The organism is Polynucleobacter sp. MWH-Braz-FAM2G, from assembly GCF_018687635.1.
GTDB lineage: Bacteria > Pseudomonadota > Gammaproteobacteria > Burkholderiales > Burkholderiaceae > Polynucleobacter.
Genome location: NZ_CP061300.1, coordinates 852,382 through 875,897, shown reverse-complemented (window position 1 = coordinate 875,897; position 23,516 = coordinate 852,382). Strand labels below are relative to the sequence as shown.

The 23,516-nt window shown below is 45.5% G+C and carries 23 protein-coding genes and 2 tRNA genes; 3 read left to right on the top strand and 22 right to left on the bottom strand.

All coding sequences use genetic code 11. The annotated features are described in order from the left end of the window. Positions 1-20: 20 nt before the first annotated feature. A complete protein-coding gene (locus FD973_RS04605) occupies positions 21-620 on the bottom strand; it encodes a peptidylprolyl isomerase (RefSeq protein WP_215324447.1) in 600 nt (199 codons plus the stop codon). A 51-nt stretch (positions 621-671) separates the two neighbouring features. On the opposite strand from FD973_RS04605, the gene FD973_RS04600 reads away from it, so the two are divergent. Then, positions 672-1,904, top strand: coding sequence for a cupin domain-containing protein (locus tag FD973_RS04600; protein ID WP_215324446.1), 1,233 nt, complete (start codon positions 672-674; stop codon positions 1,902-1,904). Positions 1,905-2,015: 111 nt separating this feature from the next. Next, a complete protein-coding gene (locus FD973_RS04595; protein ID WP_215324445.1) occupies positions 2,016-2,207 on the top strand; it encodes a hypothetical protein in 192 nt (63 codons plus the stop codon). A gap of 98 nt (positions 2,208-2,305) precedes the next feature. On the opposite strand, the gene bamC is transcribed toward FD973_RS04595, so the two are convergent. From bamC to FD973_RS04550, 9 genes are all read right to left on the bottom strand, one after another. Next, the gene (gene bamC, locus FD973_RS04590; protein ID WP_215324444.1) at positions 2,306-3,454 is read right to left on the bottom strand and encodes an outer membrane protein assembly factor BamC; all 1,149 of its coding nucleotides are present in this window, start codon (positions 3,452-3,454) and stop codon (positions 2,306-2,308) included. After that, on the bottom strand, positions 3,451-4,323 hold the full coding sequence (dapA, locus tag FD973_RS04585; protein WP_215324709.1) for a 4-hydroxy-tetrahydrodipicolinate synthase: 873 nt from the start codon (positions 4,321-4,323) through the stop codon (positions 3,451-3,453). Before dapA ends, bamC begins: the two co-directional genes overlap by 4 nt. Before the next feature lie 77 nt (positions 4,324-4,400). Beyond that, the gene (locus FD973_RS04580) at positions 4,401-4,964 is read right to left on the bottom strand and encodes a bifunctional 2-polyprenyl-6-hydroxyphenol methylase/3-demethylubiquinol 3-O-methyltransferase UbiG (protein ID WP_215324443.1); all 564 of its coding nucleotides are present in this window, start codon (positions 4,962-4,964) and stop codon (positions 4,401-4,403) included. 9 nt (positions 4,965-4,973) lie between these two features. Continuing rightward, positions 4,974-6,176, bottom strand: a complete 1,203-nt coding sequence (locus FD973_RS04575) for a tryptophan--tRNA ligase (protein ID WP_215324442.1) — start codon at positions 6,174-6,176, stop codon at positions 4,974-4,976. Positions 6,177-6,203: 27 nt separating this feature from the next. Further along, positions 6,204-7,055 (bottom strand): 3',5'-nucleoside bisphosphate phosphatase, encoded by an 852-nt coding sequence (locus tag FD973_RS04570; RefSeq protein ID WP_215324441.1) that lies wholly within the window; start codon positions 7,053-7,055, stop codon positions 6,204-6,206. 9 nt (positions 7,056-7,064) lie between these two features. Then, entirely contained in the window at positions 7,065-8,168 is a 1,104-nt protein-coding gene (gene zapE / locus FD973_RS04565) for a cell division protein ZapE (RefSeq protein WP_215324440.1), read from the bottom strand. Next, positions 8,169-9,605 (bottom strand): dihydrolipoyl dehydrogenase, encoded by a 1,437-nt coding sequence (lpdA, locus tag FD973_RS04560; protein ID WP_215324439.1) that lies wholly within the window; start codon positions 9,603-9,605, stop codon positions 8,169-8,171. Positions 9,606-9,617: 12 nt separating this feature from the next. Further along, positions 9,618-10,823, bottom strand: coding sequence for a 2-oxoglutarate dehydrogenase complex dihydrolipoyllysine-residue succinyltransferase (odhB, locus tag FD973_RS04555; RefSeq protein WP_215324438.1), 1,206 nt, complete (start codon positions 10,821-10,823; stop codon positions 9,618-9,620). A gap of 44 nt (positions 10,824-10,867) precedes the next feature. Beyond that, positions 10,868-13,723 (bottom strand): 2-oxoglutarate dehydrogenase E1 component, encoded by a 2,856-nt coding sequence (locus FD973_RS04550; RefSeq protein ID WP_215324437.1) that lies wholly within the window; start codon positions 13,721-13,723, stop codon positions 10,868-10,870. 300 nt (positions 13,724-14,023) lie between these two features. On the opposite strand from FD973_RS04550, the gene FD973_RS04545 reads away from it, so the two are divergent. Beyond that, the gene (locus tag FD973_RS04545) at positions 14,024-14,722 is read left to right on the top strand and encodes a helix-turn-helix domain-containing protein (protein ID WP_215324436.1); all 699 of its coding nucleotides are present in this window, start codon (positions 14,024-14,026) and stop codon (positions 14,720-14,722) included. 77 nt (positions 14,723-14,799) lie between these two features. Here FD973_RS04545 and FD973_RS04540 read toward each other — a convergent pair whose 3' ends face one another. The 12 genes from FD973_RS04540 to FD973_RS04485 all read right to left on the bottom strand — a co-directional run bounded on the left by FD973_RS04540 (position 14,800) and on the right by FD973_RS04485 (position 23,505). Continuing rightward, positions 14,800-15,084 (bottom strand): H-NS family nucleoid-associated regulatory protein, encoded by a 285-nt coding sequence (locus FD973_RS04540; protein WP_215324435.1) that lies wholly within the window; start codon positions 15,082-15,084, stop codon positions 14,800-14,802. 181 nt (positions 15,085-15,265) lie between these two features. After that, positions 15,266-15,679, bottom strand: a complete 414-nt coding sequence (locus tag FD973_RS04535) for a PaaI family thioesterase (RefSeq protein ID WP_215324434.1) — start codon at positions 15,677-15,679, stop codon at positions 15,266-15,268. 32 nt (positions 15,680-15,711) lie between these two features. Next, positions 15,712-15,788 (bottom strand) — tRNA-Pro (locus FD973_RS04530). 25 nt (positions 15,789-15,813) lie between these two features. Beyond that, positions 15,814-16,164 carry a MerR family transcriptional regulator gene (locus FD973_RS04525; protein WP_215324433.1) on the bottom strand — a complete coding sequence of 117 codons (351 nt, stop codon included), beginning with the start codon at positions 16,162-16,164 and terminating at the stop codon, positions 15,814-15,816. Then, on the bottom strand, positions 16,142-16,465 hold the full coding sequence (locus FD973_RS04520; protein ID WP_215324432.1) for an integration host factor subunit alpha: 324 nt from the start codon (positions 16,463-16,465) through the stop codon (positions 16,142-16,144). Before FD973_RS04520 ends, FD973_RS04525 begins: the two co-directional genes overlap by 23 nt. Positions 16,466-16,514: 49 nt before the next feature. Beyond that, positions 16,515-18,971 (bottom strand): phenylalanine--tRNA ligase subunit beta, encoded by a 2,457-nt coding sequence (pheT, locus tag FD973_RS04515; protein ID WP_215324431.1) that lies wholly within the window; start codon positions 18,969-18,971, stop codon positions 16,515-16,517. Between the two features lie 33 nt (positions 18,972-19,004). Beyond that, entirely contained in the window at positions 19,005-20,051 is a 1,047-nt protein-coding gene (gene pheS, locus FD973_RS04510) for a phenylalanine--tRNA ligase subunit alpha (RefSeq protein WP_215324430.1), read from the bottom strand. 25 nt (positions 20,052-20,076) lie between these two features. Continuing rightward, on the bottom strand, positions 20,077-20,442 hold the full coding sequence (gene rplT / locus FD973_RS04505) for a 50S ribosomal protein L20 (RefSeq protein ID WP_215324429.1): 366 nt from the start codon (positions 20,440-20,442) through the stop codon (positions 20,077-20,079). 25 nt (positions 20,443-20,467) lie between these two features. After that, the gene (gene rpmI / locus FD973_RS04500) at positions 20,468-20,665 is read right to left on the bottom strand and encodes a 50S ribosomal protein L35 (protein ID WP_215324428.1); all 198 of its coding nucleotides are present in this window, start codon (positions 20,663-20,665) and stop codon (positions 20,468-20,470) included. A 147-nt stretch (positions 20,666-20,812) separates the two neighbouring features. Next, positions 20,813-21,337 carry a translation initiation factor IF-3 gene (infC, locus tag FD973_RS04495; RefSeq protein ID WP_251368870.1) on the bottom strand — a complete coding sequence of 175 codons (525 nt, stop codon included), beginning with the start codon at positions 21,335-21,337 and terminating at the stop codon, positions 20,813-20,815. 43 nt (positions 21,338-21,380) lie between these two features. Then, positions 21,381-23,303 (bottom strand): threonine--tRNA ligase, encoded by a 1,923-nt coding sequence (gene thrS, locus FD973_RS04490; protein WP_215324426.1) that lies wholly within the window; start codon positions 23,301-23,303, stop codon positions 21,381-21,383. 125 nt (positions 23,304-23,428) lie between these two features. Next, a tRNA-Val gene (locus FD973_RS04485) sits at positions 23,429-23,505 on the bottom strand. Positions 23,506-23,516 lie beyond the last annotated feature (11 nt).

The following is a 23,516-nucleotide window of genomic DNA, read 5'->3' as shown; positions in this document are numbered from 1 at the left end:
GAATTCAGTTTAAGTTTTTATTAATGCAGAGTGCGTGGCCCTGCATCACCCGACCCAATTGAGTTACTAGGGAAATCATCCTCATCGTCGCCATCATCATTGGGCATGCCAAAGGAAAAACTCTCGCCACCTTCTGGATGACGGTTTTCAATTTCATCTTCAGTGGCAGCGCGAACATCTTCTACTTGAACCCAAAAACGTAGTGCCATACCTGCCAATGGATGGTTGCCATCCAATACCACTTGGTTGTCCGCGACATCGGTAACTGTGTATATCAAAGGCTCATCTTCTGCATCGGCGTCATCGGCATTTGCATCGTCTTCAGCATCAGGTACACCTTCAAATTGCATACCAACCTCTAGCGGCTCTGGAAAACGCGTCCGCGGCTCAATCTTTAATAGCTCAGGGTCGTATTCTCCGAATGCCTCGTTTGGCTCCAACTGAATAGTGGCTTCATACCCAACATCTTGACCATCAAGCAAGGTTTCAATCTTAGGAAAAGTGCCTTCATATCCACCGTGCAGGTATACCATCGGAGAATCTGGTTCTTCGATGACATTATTTTGCGCATCGGTTAACTTGTAGCGAAGGGATACGATGGTATTTTTTTCAATCTTCATGCGGAATTTGTCGAACATTCTTTTTTAATCAGTTTAAGCGCTTACTTCTTTATGACCTCATTTTACTTGAGCACACCCTACGAGCCACCTCAAGCCCCGTTCAAACTCCCTTTGGATGAACCCTGGGCCTTATTTGGGGAGATTAGCCCCAATCAGTTCATGGCGCGTTATTGGCATAAAAAGCCTTTGCTCGTTCGCGGCGCAGTACCGGCATTTAAGCTCTCATCCTCGCAGGGAGCGTTATTGGATAGCCCTATTCCCGCAAAGGAATTACTCAAATTTGCTCTACTAGATGAGGTCGAATCGCGCTTAGTAAGATCCAAACCTTGGAGTTTTGAAAGCGGTCCCTTCTTTAAAAAACAAATCCCCAACATCGAAAAGCCTAACTGGACAATGCTGTTTCAGGGCATGGAAGCGCATCACCCTGCTGCGGCAAAAATTCTTTCTTGGTTTCGATTTATTCCAGATGCACGCCTAGATGATTTGATGGTCAGTATTGCAGGCGTTGGAGGCGGTGTTGGCCCGCACTTTGATTCCTACGATGTTTTCTTGATTCAAATGTCTGGCAGAAGGCGCTGGAGGATTTCAGAACAACAGGATCTCAGCCTAAATCCCCACCTACCACTCAAGATTTTGCAGAACTTTAAACCCGAACAAGAGTGGATTCTCGAGCCTGGCGATATGCTTTATCTGCCCCCACATGTGGCCCATGATGGCGTTGCTCTTGATGCAGGCTGTCAAACTTGGTCCGTTGGGTTTCGCTCGCCCAGCTTTAAAGAATTGCTTCAAGAGGGTCTATGGCGCCTCGCTGAATCTCTAGAGGACATCCCAGAGCTAGAAAACAAATTTGCAGACCCCAAACAAAAGGCAACCCATTTCGCAGAGCAATTGCCTGATGAGCTTATCAAGCAGCTCAAGTTAAAGCTACAAGATTTGAAATTAGACCGCATAGACAGCTTTCTGCCAGGCATTACCGCTTATCTTTCCGAACCTAAACAACAAGCGATCTTTAGCCCCCCAGCGACACCCTGCAGCGCTGAAGAATTTAAAAAAATGCTGCAATCCCAAATGCTAATCCCCCACCCACAAACCCGCATTTTGAGCCTTGGGAAAAAAGTCTATTGCAACGGAGAGAATATGTGCGAAGAACAAGATTTACCTAGCGTCAAGGCGTGGCAGATCTTAGCTGGGCGCAAACAACTTAAGGCTAAGAATCTAAAAAACCTTGAAAATTCGACACTCTTTGAGGCTTATTTGGCTGGCTGGCTAATTTTTCACGACTAAATGCAGAGATGGATATAATCTTTAATGGAAATCACCTAGGGTTAATCCCTTGGTTGGTCCAAAAAAACAATTACCGGTAATTGTTGTTAATTTTTTTAAAGGAATTTACAAATGAAGAAGTCACTCGTACTCGTTGCAATGTTAGCAATCGCTTTGGCCGCTTGCGGTAAAAAAGAAGAAGCAAAACCTGCTGAAGCCCCTGCTGCTGCTCCAGCTGCTCCTGCTGCTGCTCCAGCTGCCGAAGCTCCTGCTGCTGCTCCAGCTGCTCCTGCTGCTGCTCCAGCTGCCGACGCTAAGAAGTAATCTTCTTCATGCTCAATAAAAAAGCCGCTTTTAAGCGGCTTTTTTATTTGCTCAAGATCTGTAATTAATCCTTAATTAAGCTCTTTATTAAATTTCACTTATCTAGAGAGCTGCTCAGTTAGGATAGTTAACAACTGCACTCCAGCTGGCGTGTTTTCAGGCTTTCCATCTGCATCCTGCACATACACGCTTACAGAATTCTCGCCAGTGCTCTTCAGTACCACTTGGTACTTCTTCGCCTTCAGGCTGGAATCATCTTTGCTACTAAACAAGTTTGAGAAGAAACCTTTGCTGTCCCCCACATCCTTTGGATTGACATAGCGTACATAGTAAACGCCATTTGAGCGATTACGATCTTCGACAGTAAAGTTAGAACGATCTAAGGCTAAACCAACATCACGCCATGAGCGATCAAAACCAACTAACAAATCAATATGTGCTTTATTGGGTCCATCATCAACAAGTTTTGCCTTAGGTGTTTTAGGCCCTAATGGAGCAGCAACCATTGCCTTTGCCTGCTCTTGAGTCATACCCAAACGCTCCATAAGGCGAGCCAAAAATACCGCCTCTAACTCTGGATCATTTGGCCGAGGGGTCCAAATGGTATATAAACAGTTTCCAGTGGTGTCTGAGACGCATTTCTCTAATGCACCCTTTTGCGTAATATAAATTTCTGTCTCATTAGGTTTTGTAACCTCAAGACGGGTTTTATATTTATCGCGCTCACCAGTATCGGCAATCGAATCTAGAACCTTATTTAGGGTTGACCGAATCCAGTCTTGCGCAATTTTCGCGCGATTCTCAGCCCAATCAGTCTCCATAATGCCAGTAGATGGTGAATCTACAACCAACAAAAAGCCATTCTCTTGCCAAAAGTCTTTGACTTGTGGGTATAACTCAGGCGCTGGCTTTTCAACCACCAACCAGCGGCGCTCACCATCACGGGCAATACGCATGCCAGGAATACCTGTCATGACATTACTTCTCATCTGAGCAGATTTCTTAACAGCCGCGTTGTACTCAGACATTGTTGCTGTGCCATCTTGGACGATATAACGGCGATCCGCCTGAGCAGTAATCAGATCGGGGGGATAGGCTAAATTAGGTCCTCGTACCGCGCCAGCACTCTTATAGTCCACAGTATCGTTACTAGTTACAGACTTACAGGCCACCAAGAAATTAGAAGCAAGAAAGACCAATGCCAAAATCGATAAGTATCGACGGGAGAATTGAAGCAAATTCATCATAATAAGTTGGCCTGTTTCAACGCTGCCTTGAGGGGCTCACGTAGGGAATTGCTTAAGGGTGTTAATGGCAAACGGATACCTGCAGTGATCTTGCCCATTTCATGCAGAGCCCATTTCACTGGAATTGGATTGGCCTCTGTAAACATCGCCTTGTGTACTGCAATTAACTGATATTGAATCTCGCGGGTTCTTTTCACATCATCAGACATAGCGGCCACACATAACTCATGCATTAAGCGTGGAGCGATATTCGCAGTAACAGAAATATTTCCTTTGCCACCCATCAGCATCAACATCGCCGCGGTTAAATCATCTCCAGAGAACACTGAAAACTCTTCGTGACCAGCGCGCTTCAGATCATTAATTAATAGAGTGCCACGCTCCAAAGAGCCCGTTGCTTCCTTTATTCCAATAATGCCTGGAACGCCAGCAAGACGCACAACAGTATCCCCAGCCAAATCCGCAACTGTTCTGCCTGGTACGTTGTACAAAATTACCGGCAAGTCTACTGATTCTGCAATCTTTTTGAAATGAGCAAACATGCCTTCTTGAGTTGGCTTGTTGTAATACGGAACCACTTGCAAGCTGGCATCAGCACCCACTTTTTTAGCAAACTGGGTTAGTTCAATAGCTTCAATCGTTGAGTTACCACCTGTACCCGCAATTACTGGAATTCGTCCGGCGATCTGCTCTACAGTGACACGAATAAGCTCACAATGCTCCTCAACTGATACTGTTGGAGATTCACCGCTGGTTCCAACAATCACAATTCCGTCAGTACCTTCGGCTACATGCCAATCCAATAGAGAACGCAAGCTGGCGTAATCCAAGCTGCCATCCTCAAACATCGGCGTAACGATAGCCGGCATGCTGCCAGCAATAGGCTTTTTACTACCTTTGGAATGCGCTGTATTTGTCACTGAATATGCACCAATTATTAGCTGTCTTAACCTTGAAATTGTAACGGAATGCGCTGTTTTAACTCACCTTTTACAGCACACAGGCGCTGAACCATGGCTGGTTTGGGGTGGTCAACATAAATATCCTCGAAAGCCACCACTTTGAGGTCATGGCGGGAGGCAAAAGTTAGCAATTCCCCAGGATTTAGGAGGAAATTGGGGTTTGAGGGTTTGCCAAAATCACCATTGCCCTGAGCAAAGGTTTCGTAGATCAAAACACCATTTATTTGAAGCATTTTGGGAAGCCGGTCAATATGGGGCCGATATAGGTAGTTGGTCACCACGATAGCGGAAAATTCACAATCCCAAAGCGGCCATTCTTCCCCTTCAAGATCGAGCTTTCTTGAAGCAATTAAAGGATTTCCTAAAGCATCAACCGCCCCTACGTCTTGATCAACCGCTAACACTCGGTGGCCCATACCAGCCAATAGCAAGGCATGACGCCCAGAGCCACATGCAAGATCAAGAACCAACCCATCCTGAGGTATTAGCGGTGCAAAACGCTTTACCCAAGCGGAGGCATTCTGAATCACTTCATGCGCTTCAGACAAGATGATTCCTTAATCGTAGGCAAGACCCATTGATTCTCGGACCTCGCGCATAGTTTCTTGAGCAACTTTACGAGCTTTGTCGCAACCATCAGCAATAATGGATCGCAATAGGCTTGGGTCATCCAAGTATTTTTGGGCACGCTCAAACATAGGCTGTTGCTCCGCCAAAATGGCATCAATTACTGGCTGCTTACATTCAAGACAACCGATCCCGGCTGATTTACAACCCTTATCCACCCATTGCTTAGTTTCTTCATTGGAATAGACGGTATGTAACTGCCACACAGGGCAACGAGCGGGATCTCCAGCATCTGTTCTACGAACCCGCGCAGGATCCGTTGGCATGGTCCGAATTTTTTTCATCACGTCTTCTGGATTTTCACGAATGCTAATCGTATTTCCATAGGACTTCGACATTTTTTGACCATCTATTCCTGGCATACGCGATGCAGTAGTCAGCAATGCTTGCGGCTCTGGAAGAATGATTTTGCGAGCCCCCTCCAAAAACCCAAAAAGTCTCTCGCGATCGGCCATGGACAAACTTTGCGCTTCTTGAAGTAAGGCTTTTGCTTGCTCTAAGGCCTCATCATCACCGCGTTCCTGAAAAGCAACGCGCAACTCTGTGTACATCTTGGCGCGCTTGCTACCAAGCTTCTTGACGGCCTCTAAAGCCTTTTCTTCAAAACCTGGTTCACGTCCATATAAATAATTAAAACGGCGAGCAACCTCTCGAGTCATTTCCACATGCGGAACTTGATCTTCGCCAACTGGTACAAACTGCGCACGGTAAATCAGAATATCTGCAGCCTGAAGCAATGGATAACCCAAGAAACCATAAGTTTGGAGATCTTTTTCCTTTAGCTTTTCAATTTGATCCTTGTAGGTAGGCACCCGCTCAAGCCAGCCCAGCGGGGTTCCCATGGAAAGCAATAAGAAAAGTTCGGCATGCTCTGGAACTTTACTTTGAATAAATAAGGTAGCTTGGTTTGGATCAACACCAGTTGCCAACCAATCAATCACCATATCCCACACAGATTGCTCGATCACATCCGGTGTTTCGTAATGGGTAGTTAAGGCGTGCCAATCTGCCACAAAAAAGAAGCAGGGATATTCGGACTGCAGGCGAACCCAGTTCTTCAAAACACCGTGGTAATGACCGAGATGCAAGCTACCGGTAGGTCGCATGCCAGAGAGAACACGTTCAGCAAACATCTGTATTTTTTCTATGTAATGAATCGTTTAATGAAAAGCAGACCATACCGGTGTAAGGTGGTCAGGTAAATGTGGCAGATTACCCAAATCAATATGACTCTCGTTAGGGTCATGAAAATCAGAACCGCGCGAGGCTAAGAATCCGTATTGCTGAGCAATCTTAGCAAAGGTTTTATATTGATCAGGGCTGTGACTGCCGGTAATCACCTCAATTGCCAGCCCCCCAATATCTTTAAAGTGCTTGTAAAGTTCATCCATCTGCATGGCATTGAGCCTACTGTAACGGCCAGGGTGAGCAATTACCGCAACACCCCCTGCCGCCTTTATCCATTTAACAGCATCATCTAGGCTAGCCCACTGATGAGGCACATAACCTGGCTTACCTTCAATTAAATAATTTTTAAATACATGTTCGGTATCTTTGCAGACGCCCTGCTCTACAAGAAAACGCGCAAAGTGTGTCCTGGAAATCAAATCATGATTACCAGCAAAATGGAGTGCGCCCTCATATGCTCCAGGAATGCCAACTTTGAGCAATTGCTCAGCCATAAGATGCGCACGATTACCACGACCTTCACGTGTGCGACGCAAGCCCTCAATGATTCCTAGGTGTTGTGGGTCAATTCCGAGACCAACAATATGAATAGTCTCGCCCATGTAGGTAACAGAAATTTCTACACCTGCTAGATAGTCGATTTTTAATGCTTTAGCTGCTTCTCGGGCGCGCTGTTGCCCACCTAATTCATCATGATCGGTCAGTGCCCATAAATGAACTCCATTCGCCTTTGCTCGTTCGGCCAATTCTTCAGGCGTTAAGGTGCCATCAGAGATCACTGAATGGCAATGCAAGTCGGCGTTAAAGGGGGAAAAGCTGCTCATTTCCCTATTTTAGGTCAAGCTGGTGTCAATTACTCGGCGCGGAGCGTCTAAGTAGTCACGGGACTGCATCTCGATCAAGCGCGACACGGTTCTGGAGAATTCCGCGGTAATTTGACCCTCGGTGTACAAATCAGGAGCAGGAACCTCTGCCGATATGATCAATTTGATTTTATGGTCGTATAAAACGTCGATTAACCAAATAAACCGTCGCGCCTCGTTTGTCATTCTAGGGGGCATATAAGGAACCCCTGAAAGAATTACCGTATGGAACTGGTTAGCGATCTCTAAGTAATCATTTTGTGAACGAGGGCCACAACAGAGGGTTTTGAAATCAAACCACACTACGCCATCGGCCATATGCAGAGGACGCAACTCACGAGATTCGATATGCAGCACTGGATTACGAGCTTCTTTTTGATTACCAATCAATGTTTGAAACATTTGACCTAAGATGGCTTGAGTTTCTGCATTCACTGGCGTGAGATAAGCCTCGACTTGGGCCATTTGAACACGACGGTAATCATTGCCGGCATCCACATTGAGAACATCTAATTTTTCTTCGAGCAACTTAATGGCTGGCAATAACCTATCCCGATGCAAACCATTGGGGTACAGTTGATCTGGACGATAGTTAGAGGTCATTACAAACTGCACACGATCTGCAAAGAGTGCGCTCAGCAAGCGATAGAGAATCATGGCATCAGCGATATCGTTGATGTGAAATTCATCAAAGCAAATTAAGCGATAGCGATTGGCAATTCTCTTGGATAACTCATCTAAAGGATCGGATAAGCCAGAAAGTTCATGCAATTCACGATGCACTTCACGCATGAATTCATGAAAATGAATGCGAATCTTTTTTTCTAGCGGGGAAGCTGCATAAAAGCAGTCCATCAAGAATGATTTGCCACGCCCTACCCCGCCCCACAGATATAGGCCACGAGGAAGTGTTGGTTTAAAGAGTTTCTTTTTTAAATTGTTGCTGCGGATCTCTTTGTAAGCAATCCATTCGTCTTCGCATTTCTGCAAGCGTTCAACAGCACGAAGCTGCGCGGGATCGCTTTGATACCCGCGCGCTTTTAACTCTTGTTGGTAAAACTCAATGGTTTTCAATTACATATTTAATGCACGCGAGTCTGTCGCCAATGCTGCTTCACGCATCACTTCTGACAAACTTGGATGTGCATGACAGATACGAGCAATATCTTCTGCTGCTGCCTTAAATTCCATTGCAACCGCTGCTTCAGCAATGAGGTCTGATGCATTAGCGCCAATGATATGTACGCCTAGGATTTCATCGGTCTTCGCATCCGCCAAAACTTTGATGAAACCATCAGCACGGCCCATGCCCAATGCACGTCCATTTGCAGCAAATGGGAATTGACCTGCTTTATAAGCAACGCCAGCTTCCTTAAGTGCCTGCTCTGTTTTGCCAACCCAAGCAATCTCAGGATCAGTGTAGATAACCCAAGGAATGCAGTTGTAATCGATATGTGGTTTTTGACCAGCGATGACTTCAGCCACGAGGACACCTTCGTCCTCCGCTTTATGAGCCAACATTGGGCCGCGCACTACATCACCCACCGCATATACGCCAGGCGCTGAAGTTGCACAGGTATGGTCATCAATTGGAATGAAGCCGCGTTCATCGACTTTGAGACCAATCTTGTCTAAACCTAATTTGTCTGTATTTGGTACGCGACCCACAGAAACAATTAAGCGATCACATTCCAACTTAGCAGTTTTGCCAGCGCTATCAGTGTAATTAACAACAACACCTTTCTTATCGGCTTTTACATCACCAATTTTTACGCCAGTATTAATACTCAAACCCTGCTTAGCAAATAATTTTTGCGCTTCTTTAGCAATGCTTAAATCGCAAGCAGCCAAGAATGAAGGCATTGCCTCAAGAACGGTTACTTCAGCACCAAGACGGCGCCATACGGAACCCAATTCCAAACCAATAACACCAGCACCGATTACGCCTAATTTCTTAGGAGCAGAATCAAACTTGAGAGCACCTTCGTTATCGCAGATTAATACGTTATCAACTGTGATACCTGGAAGATGACGGGCTTTAGAGCCTGTTGCAATGATGACGTTTTTTGCTGTAACAGTTTCTTTATCTTTACCGTCAATCTTGATTTGGTAGCCTTCAGCGCCCTTACCCTCAAAAGACGCATGGCCTTTTAACAAGGTTACTTTGTTCTTGCGGAATAAATACTGAATACCGCCAGTCATCTTGGTAACGATGTCATCTTTACGAGCAATCATCTTTTTAGAGTCGATGCTCACAGCACCTACTTTAATCCCATGATCGGCAGCGTGATGACTAATCTTCTCAAACTCTTCAGAAGAGGCTAACAATGCTTTAGAAGGAATACAACCCACGTTTAAGCAAGTACCGCCCAAACGTGGCTCACCTTTAGGATCGTCATAGGCATTCGACTCAGCACAAGCCACTTTAAATCCAAGTTGCGCTGCGCGAATAGCGGCAATGTAGCCACCAGGACCACCACCGATTACGAGTACATCAAAAGCTTGGCTCATGATCTTCCCTTCTTACAAATCAAGGAGAAGACGTGAAGGATCTTCCAACGCATCCTTCATAGCAACCAATCCAAGCACAGCCTCACGGCCGTCAATGATGCGGTGGTCATATGACAATGCTAGGTAGTTAATTGGACGAACTACTACTTGACCATTTTCAACAACAGCGCGGTCCTTAGTAGCATGAATACCCAAGATAGCGGATTGTGGTGGGTTAATAATTGGAGTGGAAAGCATGGAACCAAATACACCACCGTTAGAAATGGAGAATGTACCGCCAGTCAACTCTTCAATAGATAACTTACCTTCGCGAGCTTTAACGCCGAACTCAGCAATCTTCTTCTCGATGTCCGCTAAATTCATTTGATCAACGTCACGCAGGATCGGAACTACCAAACCACGTGGTGAGCTCACAGCGATACCAATATCAAAGTAGCCGTGGTAAACAATGTCATTGCCATCAACAGAAGCGTTGAGTAAAGGGAATTTCTTCAAAGCATGGGTAGCAGCTTTAACAAAGAAAGACATGAAACCTAGTTTCACGCCATGAGTCTTTTCAAATTGGTCTTTATATTTGTTACGCAATGCAATTACTGGACCCATATTGACTTCATTAAATGTAGTCAAAATTGCGTTGTTTGCTTGAGACTCGAGCAAACGCTCAGCAATACGAGCACGTAAACGGCTCATTGGTACACGCTCTTCTGGGCGATCACCAGTCGGAATTGGCGCGCTTGGCAATGCAGCAGACTTAGCACCACCAGCAGTAGCATTCAATGCATCGCCTTTGGTGATACGGCCATCGCGTCCTGAACCAGCAACTTGGCCGGCATCAATGTTTTTCTCTGCCAAAATTTTTGCCGCAGAAGGAGCTGCGGCTGCGCTTGAAGCTTTAGCGGCAGGAGCAGTAGCTGGGGCTGCAGCAGGAGCGGCTGCTGGAGCAGGCGCAGCAGCAGCTGGAGCAGCCGCTGCAACAGCAGTACTGTCAATCTTTGCGATTAACTGTTCAGCAACTACGGTGCCACCATCAGCAACGATGATTTCTGTCAACACGCCAGCTGAAGGGGCTGGAACCTCAAGAACCACCTTATCTGTTTCGATTTCGATCAAAATCTCGTCTTGACCAACAGCGTCGCCAACCTTCTTTTTCCATTGCAACAAAGTTGCTTCAGCAACTGACTCAGAGAGTTGAGGAACTTTAACTTCGAAAATAGCCATGATTAATCCTATTTATATATGTGTATGTTTAGTTATGAAGACGATTACTTCGTGATCACGTAACCTTTTAATTTGGCAAATGCCGCATTGAGTAAAGACTTTTGCTGTTCTTGGTGGAGATGAGCGTAGCCACAAGCTGGAGATGCAGATGCAGGACGACCTGCATAGCCCAACTTCATGCCATCAGACATATTTTCCAAGATATTGTGCTGAACAAAGAACCAAGCACCTTGGTTTTGTGGCTCGTCCTGACACCATACAACCTCTTCTAGCTTAGGATACTTCTTCAATTCAGCAGTCAATGCTTTATGCGGGAATGGATATAACTGCTCCAAACGAATAATGGCAACATCACCAATCTTCTTCTCGGCACGTTGTTTCACCAAATCGTAATAAACCTTACCTGAGCACATCACTAAACGATTGACCTGCTTGGCATCGATTGACTCATCACGCTCACCAATAACTGTTTGGAATCCACCTTTAGTAAATTCAGATAAAGGTGAAGCAGCTTCCTTATTGCGTAACAATGATTTTGGAGTCATCAAAATCAGCGGCTTGCGGAACTGACGAATCATCTGACGACGCAATACATGGAAGATTTGCGATGCAGTTGTAGGCTGAATCACTTGCATATTTGTATCGGCACATAACTGCATGAAACGCTCAAGACGTGCAGAAGAATGCTCTGGGCCTTGACCTTCATAACCATGCGGCAACATCATTACCAAGCCGTTTGCACGACCCCACTTCACTTCACCAGAGGCGATGAACTGGTCGATAACTACTTGAGCACCGTTAGCAAAGTCACCGAACTGAGCTTCCCAAATCGTTAAAGTATTTGGTTCGGCAGCAGCATAACCATATTCAAAACCTAGTACCGCCTCTTCAGAAAGGATCGAGTCGATCACCACAAACGGCGCTTGATCTTTGGTTACATGTTGAAGCGCTATGTACGTGCCGGTATCCCACTTCTCACGATTTTGCTCATGCAATACCGCATGACGGTGGGTAAAAGTACCGCGTCCACTGTCCTCGCCAGATAAGCGGACTGGGTAACCACTTGCAACCAAGGATGCGAAAGCCATGTGCTCACCCATACCCCAGTCAACATTGATTTCACCTTTACCCATAGCGGCGCGGTCCTTATAGACCTTCTCAACCAATGGATGGGCTTTGAAACCTTCAGGAATGGTCGAGATCTTCTCAGCCAAACGCTTCCACTCTGTTAATGGAATTGCAGTATCTGCCTCATCAGTCCACTTCTTGTTCAAGAATGGAGACCAATCCACGGCAAACTTACCCTTGAAGTTGCTTAATACTGGATCAGATGTCTGCTTACCTTCATCCATGGCAGCGCGATACTCTTTCACCATCAAATCGCCAGTGCCGGCAGGCAATACACCTTGAGCCTCTAACTTATCGGCATAGACCTTTCGAGTACCAGGATGTGCGGCAATAATTTTGTACATCAATGGCTGAGTCATCGCAGGCGTATCTTGCTCGTTGTGACCAAGCTTACGGAAGCAGATGATGTCAATTGCCACATCTTTGTGGAATTTCATGCGGAACTCAACAGCCAACTTGGTTGCCAATACCACCGCTTCAGGATCATCACCATTCACATGCAGAACTGGAGCATCCACTACCTTCATAATGTCAGTACAGTACAAGCTAGAGCGCAAATCGCGCGGATCTGATGTTGTGAAACCAATCTGGTTATTAATCACAATATGTACTGTGCCGCCGGTGGAATATCCGCGCACTTCAGACATCGCCAAAGTTTCTTGCATGACTCCTTGGCCTGCAATCGCAGCATCACCGTGCACCAATACTGGCATCACTTGCTCGCCCAACATATCACCACGACGCTCCATACGAGCACGTGCAGAACCCTCTACTACTGGGTTCACGATTTCAAGATGGGAGGGGTTAAATGCTAAAGATAAGTGAACGGGTCCACCAGGAGTAGAAATATCACTTGAGAAACCTTGGTGATACTTCACGTCACCAGCTGGTAATGTTTCTGGTCCTTTGTGCTCAAACTCAGCAAACAAATCTTTTGGCATCTTGCCTAGAGTGTTTACCAACACATTGAGACGACCGCGGTGGGCCATACCAATAACAATTTCTTGAACGCCTTTGTTGCCTGCATCGCGAATCAATTCATCCATACAAGCGATGAAACTCTCTCCACCTTCAAGAGAAAAACGCTTCTGACCAACATACTTGGCTTGGAGGTAACGTTCTAGACCTTCAGCGGCTGTAACTCGATCCAAAATCTGACGCTTCTCATCCACATTGAACTGTGGTGTTGAACGAATGGATTCTAATTTTTCTTGCCACCACTTCTTAATCTTCTGGTCGGCGATAAACATGAACTCGACACCGATCGTGCCGCAGTATGTCTCACGCAATGCCTGCAGCAAATCGCGCAAAGACATTTCGTTTCTACCGAAGAATGTATTACTTGTATTGAAGACGATATCCATATCGCCATCAGTAAAGCCATAGAAAGCGGGATCTAACTCAGGAATATCCTGGCGCTCTGTCCGCTTTAATGGATCTAAATTTGCCCAGCGATTACCGACGTTACGATACGCGGCAATTAATTGCTGAACAGCAACGCGTTTGCGGCCCATTTCTGAGTCAGCCGAATCAGAAATAGTTCTGATTGGACCTTGCTTTGCGCGCTCAGCAAAAGAAGCAACAATAGGTCCATGAGCAATGTCAGTTCGAGATGAACCGTCGACCGCTGGAACCTGTTTCACGTTATCAAAATAATCTCGCCAATGATCAGCTACAGAAGCTGGATCGTGCAAGTAGGATTCGTAGAGTTCCTCTACATATGGGGCGTTTCCGCCGAAGAGATACGAATTATCTCTTTGGTCCTGCATCATGATGCTCACCTTTCATCGGGTTTCCCGAATAAAAACTGTGGTTATAACCATCCGCTTAACGGCTGTACCGTCTCACGAATTGATCTGTGCAAATACTGGTACTACGACAGTAATTTAACACGAATGCCCATTGGCACATAAAGGGCTTTCCCTGATTTTTAGGCAATTCGGGGTATCTCCCTATTAAGCATGAATTAATAAGAACTTTCCTACCTTGGTTTAAAACATTCCCGACAGATTCAAATGACTTTGATTTTTATTCTCTAAATCTTCAAACAGATAAATGAAATTAAGGGAAATATGAAAGCAATTACCCCAGAAATGGAATATCTCAGCACAAGACAAAGCGCCAAGATTTTGCAAGTATCTTTAGGCACTGTCCAGAAAATGGTTGAATTAGGAGAATTAATTGCCTGGAAAACTCGTGGCGGACATAGGCGAATATTAGCTAGCTCCCTTGAACAGCAATTACAGCGCAGAAAAAGAGCGATGAGACAGAAAACCACTCAAAACTGTGTAGCAATGGGAATCTTTCGCAGATCGGAAAATGGTCAAGAGCTCCTAGAATCTATAGCTGACTGGCAATTGAAGGTGGATATGGAGATGGCGGTAGATAGCTTAGAGGGTCTCATGAAGGCTGTATCTATCGCGCCCGATTTGATCTTTTTGGACGCCCTAATCCCTCCTGTCGAACAGGTTCATTTAATTCATTATTTAAGTAAAAACAAGGACACACAGCGAATACCTATCCTAGTTGATGAAGGTTTTATAAAGCTTCACCCGGGAGTAGTGGCGCTTGCCGACGAGAACTCAGGAAGTAATCACCCATTTAGTGAAAGCATCCAAAAAGAGCTTGAAAACGGCTTAATTGAACAAAATCCTCTGATTATTGGCTACCCTGCGACCAACCCAGAGTCTGCGGAAAGCTGGCCCTATGGGAGTAGACACGAGTTACTTGAGCCACTATTCCTTGAGGCACTAGCCAGAAAATGTGCCTAAAAATCACGCGCAAAATATCTCAAAGTAAAAGGCCGCTTATTCGCGGCCTTTTTATTAAATCTATTTAAAACAATTACTTAGATTAAGTAGCTACTACGATCCCTGCCCTCAATCCATTTTGGAGCCTTACCACGACCAGTCCAAGTTTCGCCCGTAGAAGGATTGCGGTACTTGGGGGCTACCTTAGCGCCAGCGCTTTTGGCTCCTGCTTTTCGACTAAATAGATCGCCTGCAGTGAGGTTGTACTGCTCAATAATCGCTTTTGCCTTTGCAATACCATCTGCCTTTTCAAGGGCAATAGCTTCTTTAATCTGTTTATCCAACTGTTCGCGTTGGGCTAAAAGCTCTTTATAAGAAGGCATATTAATTTATCTCTCCGAATAATGGTTTATTTATTAAGGTTATTAAAAATTAATAACGCCATAATATTATATATAAATTTTCTAATTAAGGAATTTATATCGTAGATATTAACCTTAAGTTATTAGTGATATAAGATTTATATTAATTAAAATACATAATCATTATAAATTTTATATTTATTTAAGGTGTTTTTGATTTTCTGAGCATAAAAGTGCCACTAGATTTAGCGGTAATTTCACCGTCTTCGTTTAAAACAATAGCCTCACAATAGTTAATCGTTTTTCCTGGCTTCAAAATACTGCCCTCAACCACGATTTTGCCAATACTGGGGCGTAGGAAACTGACTGTCATATCAATGGTCATAGCCCCCAAAGGAATATCGGTAGTGCTTCTGGCCGCTGCCCCCATAGCAAAATCAAGTAGGGTCATGATTACACCTCCATGGGCAATTCCGAAGCTATTTTCGTATTCCGGCTTAATTTCTAGACTAATACGTGACTTGCCATCTTTTGCGTACTCAGGAACCACACCTAGATGCGCCAAAAATGGAATCTTGAGACCAAAATATTCAACAGATTTATCAGTGCTTGCCATAGAAAAGTTTTTAGAGGTAGGAGGAATTGAATTGGTCGGGGCGAGAGGATTTGAACCTCCGACCACATGCACCCCATGCATGTACGCTACCAGGCTGCGCTACGCCCCGACGAAAGACAAAATTGTAGCAGTAACTATTTGGAGAGAATCTGCAGGACAGCTTGCAATTCTTCGCGTAGACGAAGATCCCCACGAGCCTCTTCAAGTCGATTACGCGCACCGCTGATAGTAAAGCCCTCCTCATAAAGAAGGGAACGAATCTTTCTAATTAAAACCACCTCGTGGTGTTGATAATAGCGACGATTACCACGGCGCTTTTGAGGACTTAACTGAGAAAACTCCTGCTCCCAATAGCGCAATACATGAGAACGAACGCCGCACAAATCAGCCACCTCACCGATAGTGAAGTAGCGTTTAGAAGGTATGGGAGGAAGTTGAGAGCTCAGCAGTGCTGAGCATGCTTCAAACTCGGTTTTCTCGAGCATGTGACTCCACTACATCTTTAAGCTTTTGACTTGCGTGAAAAGTAACTACGCGTCTAGCAGCAATCGGAATCATCTGACCTGTCTTTGGGTTTCGGCCAGGACGAGCCGATTTATTGCGTAACTGAAAGTTGCCGAAACCAGAGATTTTCACTTCCACGCCAGCTTCAAGCGATTCGCCAATACGATCAAAAAACGCATCGATCATATCTTTTGCTTCACGCTTATTCAAACCTACCTGATCAAATAGCGCTTCAGAAAGCTCATTTTTTGTAACGGTGTCGTTAGAAATCAATTCAGTCATCGCCAGTCTCTTTTGTAACTATTTATTTGATTTATATCTAATACTAAACCTAGCGCAAGCGTGCTGCGCATTTTTTTTCAACGGCACTCAATAAAGCAGCCATTACTGCATCTATTTGAGGTTCTTGTAAAGTTTCCTGAGGATTCAACAGGGTTACTCTAAATGCCAAGCTCTTTTCATCATCCGCCATGCTACTAGAGCCGGCCTTAGGTTTGAACTCATCAAAGAGCTCAATATTGCGTACAAAATTTTGTTTACTTGCAGCCATTGCATCTAGTAAAGATTGTGCAGAAACACTTTGCTTCACCACTAACGCTAAATCACGTTGAACTGCAGGAAACTTACTGAGCTCTTCAGGAACTGGTAGACCCAATTGACGAATTGGCTCCAAATCCAATTCAAATAAAACTGGCGCCTGTGGCAGTTCATATGCTTGCTGTAAGCCTGGATGCAATTCACCAACCCAACCAATGGCAACAGTATTTTTTCCAGATTTAAGCAAGACCTGAGCTGAGCGGCCTGGATGTAAAGCAGGATGTTGTGCGGCCTCAGTTACAAAATGAAGTGGATCAAGTACGCGCTCAAGATCACCCTTTACATCAAAGAAATCCACTGCTCTACTTGCATTAGCCCATTGCTCTGGCACAAAAGATCCATAGGCTAAGCCACCAATCTTTTGCGGTTGATGAAATCCAGCAACTTTTCCATCCGCTTCCTGCGCAGCGGCATCACGCTTAAATACACGTCCAGTCTCAAATAGACGAACACGCCCTGCTCCGCGATTCAAATTCGCCTTGAGGTTACCCAACAAACCACCCCATAGAGTGCTGCGCATGACGCCATATTGACTTGCAATCGGATTTAGAACCTTAATCAGATCTTGCTCTTGGGCGCCAGCAAGGCGTTGCTCACTCTCAAGATCAGTAAAACCAAAGTTTACGGCTTCTTGATAGCCTTGTAATGCCAAGCGCTGACGAATTAAATGAATCCCACGTTTCGCTTCCGCTTTAGCACTCATCTTTAAAGATGCTACTGGTGGCTGATCGGGAATATTTTCAAAGCCGTACATCCGAGCGACTTCTTCAATCAAATCTTCTTCGATCTCGATATCAAAACGATAACTCGGGGGAGTCACAACAAAAGCATCACCCTCTTGTTTGAAGTCAAACCCTAGGCGTTTGAATACATCTGCAACAATTTCACTAGTCAATGGAATTCCAATGACTTTTTCCGCCCTACTTAAGCGCATTTTTACTGGCTTACGCTCTGGAATATTCAGAATCTGGTCATCTACTGGACCAGCTTGACCGCCACACACTTCCAGAATTAAGGCGGAAAGATATTCGAGGCAATTAACCGTGTTCTGCGGATCAACACCACGCTCAAATCGGTGAGCAGCATCAGTACTAAAGTTAAAGCGACGGGCACGACCCTGAATCGCAGATGGTAACCAGTAAGCAGCTTCAACATAGATATTTTTAGTATCGTCAGATACTGCGCAATGATTGCCGCCCATAATGCCTGCGAGTGCTACTGGACCATTCTGATCTGCAACCACCCCAGCATCTTGTAATTTGCCTGCGGAATCTGGCCCTTGCAAAGTGACTGTTTGACCATTTAAAAGCTCAAGTGTTTCGCCTGATTTAGCCCAACGAACAGTAATTTCACCATTTAATTTATCGATGTCAAACACATGGGTTGGCTGCCCCATCTCTAACATCACATAATTCGAGAGATCCACCAAGGCAGAAATACTTCTTTGACCTGCTCGATTTAAGCGCTGCACAATCCATTCAGGCGTTTTGGCTTTTGGATTCACTCCACGAATGACCCGACCAGCAAAGCGCCCGCACAGCTCTTTGCTCTCTACGTTCACTTTACGTTTATCTTCTATTGTTACCGCTGGAGGAGTCCACTTTGGAGCACAAAGAGCAGCACCGGTGATAGCGGAAACTTCTCGCGCCATACCCATTAATGAAAGGCAATCGGCTTTATTCGGGGTTAATTTAATTACAAAGATTTGATCATCCAAATCTAGATACTCACGAATATCTTTCCCCACAGGCGCATCTGCAGGCAACTCTAAGATGCCTTCGTGATCATCGCCTAAGCCCAACTCACGTCCAGAGCACAACATGCCTTGACTTTCAACGCCGCGTAGTTTGCCTACCTTAATTATGAATGGCTTGCCACCCGCTTCCGCTGGGGGTAATTCAGCGCCAACCATAGCGCAAGGAATCTTAATGCCAGCACGCGCATTAGGCGCACCACATACAATTTGTAATTCTTGACCAGTGCCAGCATCAACCTTACAGACTCTTAATCGATCTGCATCAGGATGTTGTTCGGCAGACAGAATCTGCGCAATCACAATCTTCGTAAATGCTGGCGCAACAGAATGTTGCTCTTCAACTTCTAGGCCAGCCATTGTCATGGCATGACCAAGCGCATTACTATCAAGCGATGGATTTACATATTGACGTAGCCAAGATTCAGAAAATTGCATAGCGCGATCTAAAATTCAGTAATGTTGATGTTGTTATGCAGGAAACTGCGCTAAGAAACGTAAATCGTTTTCAAAGAAGAGACGTAAATCATCGACGCCATAGCGCAACATCGTTAAGCGTTCTAAACCAGAACCAAAAGCAAAGCCTGTATAGCGTTCTGGATCAATGCCCATATTACGCAATACATTTGGATGCACTTGACCTGCTCCGGAAATTTCTAACCAACGGCCAGCAAGCTTACCGCTACCAAAGGCCATATCTATTTCTGCTGATGGCTCAGTGAATGGGAAATAAGATGGGCGAAAACGAACTTGCAGCTCGTTTGTTTCAAAGAAAGTTCTCAAAAAATCGGTATAGACACCTTTGAGATCTGCAAACGAAACAGATTCAGCAATCCACAATCCCTCGACCTGATGAAACATAGGCGAATGGGTAGCGTCACTGTCTACGCGATAGGTTCTGCCAGGCGCAATCACTTTAATCGGTGGCATGACATCGGCGTTGGCGTACTTCTTTACGTGCTCACTCGCATAACGCACTTGAATGGGGCTGGTATGCGTACGGAGCAACAAGGGCTTCTCATGAGCATCCTTGCCATCGATATAAAAAGTATCCTGCATCGAACGCGCAGGATGATTTTCGGGACTATTTAATGCAGTGAAATTAAACCAATCGGTTTCAATTTCAGGACCGTCCGCTACATCAAAACCAATCGAACGAAAGATCTCTTCAACGCGTTCCCAGGTGCGCATCACTGGATGCAAGCTACCTACTGCTTGGCCACGACCAGGCAAAGAAACGTCAATAGACTCAGCCGCCAAACGCTGCATCAATACGGCATCAGCCAATGCCTGGCGACGCTCTTGTAATGCAGCTTCTACTTGGGTTTTGATTTGATTAATTTGGGCGCCAGCACTCTTGCGCTCATCAGGCGACATTCCACCAAGCGCTTTTAAACGCTCAGTGAGAACACCTGACTTACCGAGATACTTGGCTTTCGCGTCCTCAAGAGCCGCCGCATCGGCAGCCCCGAGGAAATCACGTTTAGCATCCTCGACAATGTGGTCGAGAGAAACCATTGCAGCTTAGTTTAGAAACTAAGAATTAAGCTGTAGCGTTTACTACGGACTTGATCCGAGTAACCAAAGCGGCAAATGCAGCTTTGTCAGCAATGGCCATATCAGAAAGAACTTTGCGGTCGAGTTCGATCGCAGCTTTCTTCATACCATTCATGAATACGCTATAGGTCATGTCATGTTGACGAACCGCCGCATTGATACGAGCAATCCACAAAGCGCGGAAAACACGTTTCTTGTTACGACGGTCACGGTATGCATATTGACCAGCACGCATAACCGCTTGCTTAGCAATACGGAATACGTTCTTACGACGGCCACGGTAACCTGTAGCTGCATCGGTAATTTTCTTATGACGGGCTCTTGCAGTAACCCCACGTTTGACTCTTGGCATTGAATTCTCCTAATCTAGTCTGAGGTTAAGCGTATGGAAGCATGGAGCGAATTGACTTAATGTCAGATTTCGCAACTTCAGCGGAACCACGTAAATGACGCTTGTTCTTAGTGGTCTTCTTGGTGAGGATGTGGCGTTTGAAGGCCTGACCTCGTTTGATCGTTCCGCCTGCGCGGACCGTGAAGCGCTTTTTAGCACTACTCTTACTCTTCATCTTGGGCATAAAGCACCCCTTCAATTACTTGTGCAACATAGGTGGCAACCGACGGTTACTCTTCCTGTACCCAGAAGCACTTCAAACTACCAGCACCTTCAGTTATTCACTGCTGATGCCTCCCTACATAAGAACCAGGTCTGATTAAATCCCCAGTTACTTAGCCTTACGAATGGGGGCTAACACCATCACCATCTGGCGACCCTCCATTTTTGGAAACTGCTCAACTTGGCCATACTCTTGCAAGTCCAACTTCAAACGTTCCAACATTCTTGCTCCGATTTCTTGATGGGCCATTTCACGACCCCGAAACCGCAGCGTAATCTTTGTCTTATCGCCATCTTCCAAAAAGCGGATTAGGTTGCGCAGCTTTACACCATAGTCACCATCATCGGTACCAGGGCGGAACTTCACTTCCTTCACCTGAATGACCTTTTGCTTCAGCTTTGCTTCATGCTGTCGCTTGGCTTCTTGGTACTTGAATTTGCCAAAGTCCATGATGCGGACCACTGGTGGCACAGCCGTCGGAGCAATTTCAACCAAATCGGTCTCTTTCTCTTCTGCCGCAGCCAAGGCTTCACTCAACTTAACTACACCGATGGGCTCCCCATCAATTCCAATCAAACGCACTTCAGGAGCAGTAATTTCCCGGTTAATGCGCTGCAATTTTTCAGTAGCGATCTTCTTAATTCCTTTAAAAAAAACAATAAAAACCGTTCCAACCCTAGCTAGGCTCGGGTCCGACTTTCTGGGATATATCCTGCTGGAGTCGGGCAACGAAGGCATCAATAGGCATTACACCCAAATCCACTCCGCCACGGGCACGAACGGCCACCGAATTACTTTCTGATTCCTTATCCCCTACAACAAGCAAAAATGGGATCTTCTGTAATGCGTGCTCGCGTATTTTATACGTAATTTTCTCGTTCCGCAAATCCGATTCGACTCTAAACCCTTGTTTTTTCAGCAATTGCTGCACTTGTTGTGCATATGCAGCAGAATTTCCGGAGATATTGAGGACTACCGCCTGAGTCGGAGCCAGCCAAACTGGCATGTTTCCAGCGTGATTTTCGATCAAAATGCCGATAAAACGCTCTAAAGAGCCCACAATTGCCCTATGGAGCATTACTGGCGTCTTGCGACTATTGTCTTCCGCCACATACTCAGCACCTAAACGCGCCGGCATCGAAAAGTCCACCTGAATCGTGCCGCACTGCCAAGTACGGCCAATAGAGTCCTTTAAGTGATATTCGATTTTGGGACCATAAAAAGCACCCTCACCTGGCAATTCTTCCCACTCTTGACCAGAAGCCTTCAAAGCCCCGCGAAGAGCTTCTTCGGCTTTATCCCAAATAGCATCATCACCAACTCGCTTAGCTGGGCGCAAAGCCAGCTTCACAGCCACCTCAGTAAAGCCAAAATCTCGATAAACAGCGCGCACAGCCTTATCGAAGGCAGCAACCTCTGACTGAATCTGATCTTCTGTACAGAAGATGTGACCATCATCCTGTGTAAAACCACGCACACGCATTAAACCGTGCAAGGCCCCAGATGGTTCATTGCGGTGACATTGGCCAAACTCACCAAAACGCAATGGCAGTTCACGATAACTATGCAAGCCAGAGTTATAAATTTGTACGTGACCAGGACAGTTCATCGGCTTTAATGCATAAGCACGATTCTCCGACTCGGTAGTGAACATGTTCTCTTTATAGTTTTCCCAGTGGCCAGATTTTTCCCAAAGACCACGATCTAAAATTTGCGGCGCTTTTACTTCTTGGTAGCCCTCTTGTTGATACACGCGGCGCATGTATTGCTCTACCTCTTGCCAAATAGACCAACCCTTTGGATGCCAGAAAATCAATCCTGGTGCTTCTTCCTGAAAATGAAATAAATCAAGTTGCTTACCGAGGCGACGATGATCACGTTTCTCAGACTCTTCCAGCATATGCAAGTAGTCATCTTGATCTTCTTTACGCAACCAAGCAGTGCCGTAGATACGCTGCAACATCTCATTCTTGCTATCACCTCGCCAGTAAGCACCAGCAAGCTTCATCAACTTAAATACTTTCAGCTTTCCAGTTGATGGCACATGGGGGCCGCGGCATAAATCAGTGAACTTACCTTCAGCATATAGCGAAACATCTTCACCCTGTGGAATGCTAGCAATCAATTCTGCTTTGTAGTTTTCACCTTGCTTTTTGAAGAACTCAACAGCTTCATCGCGTGGCATTACGGTGCGGGTTACTGGCTCATCCTTTTTAGCGAGCTCAGTCATTTTCTTTTCGAGAGCAACTAAATCATCTGGTGTAAACGGACGGTGATAAGAGAAGTCATAGTAAAAACCATTTTCTATCACAGGGCCTATAGTGACTTGCGCATCTGGGAATAATTCTTTAACGGCATATGCCAATAGATGTGCTGTAGAGTGACGCACTATTTCCAAGGCTTCAGGACTCTTGTCGGTAATGATGGCTAGCTGACTATCTTTATCAATTACAAAGCTTGTATCAACCATCTTGCCATCTACTATTCCACCAAGAGCAGCCTTTGCAAGTCCGCTACCAATGCTTTGAGCAACATCCGCAACACGAACTGGTGCCTCAAACTCACGTTTTGATCCATCGGGCAGAGTAACTACAGGCATGATGACCCCATCTTATTTACTGAACTACATACATGACATCTTTCCCAAAAAGAAAGCGCGGTAGCTTTGTGGCATCCGCGCCTCTTTGAACCTCTAAATGAAGGTCCTTTTTGGGTCTTATTCGTTGGTAGGCTCGATTGGACTCGAACCAACGACCCCCACCATGTCAAGGTGGTGCTCTAACCAGCTGAGCTACGAGCCTATACAGCCCTA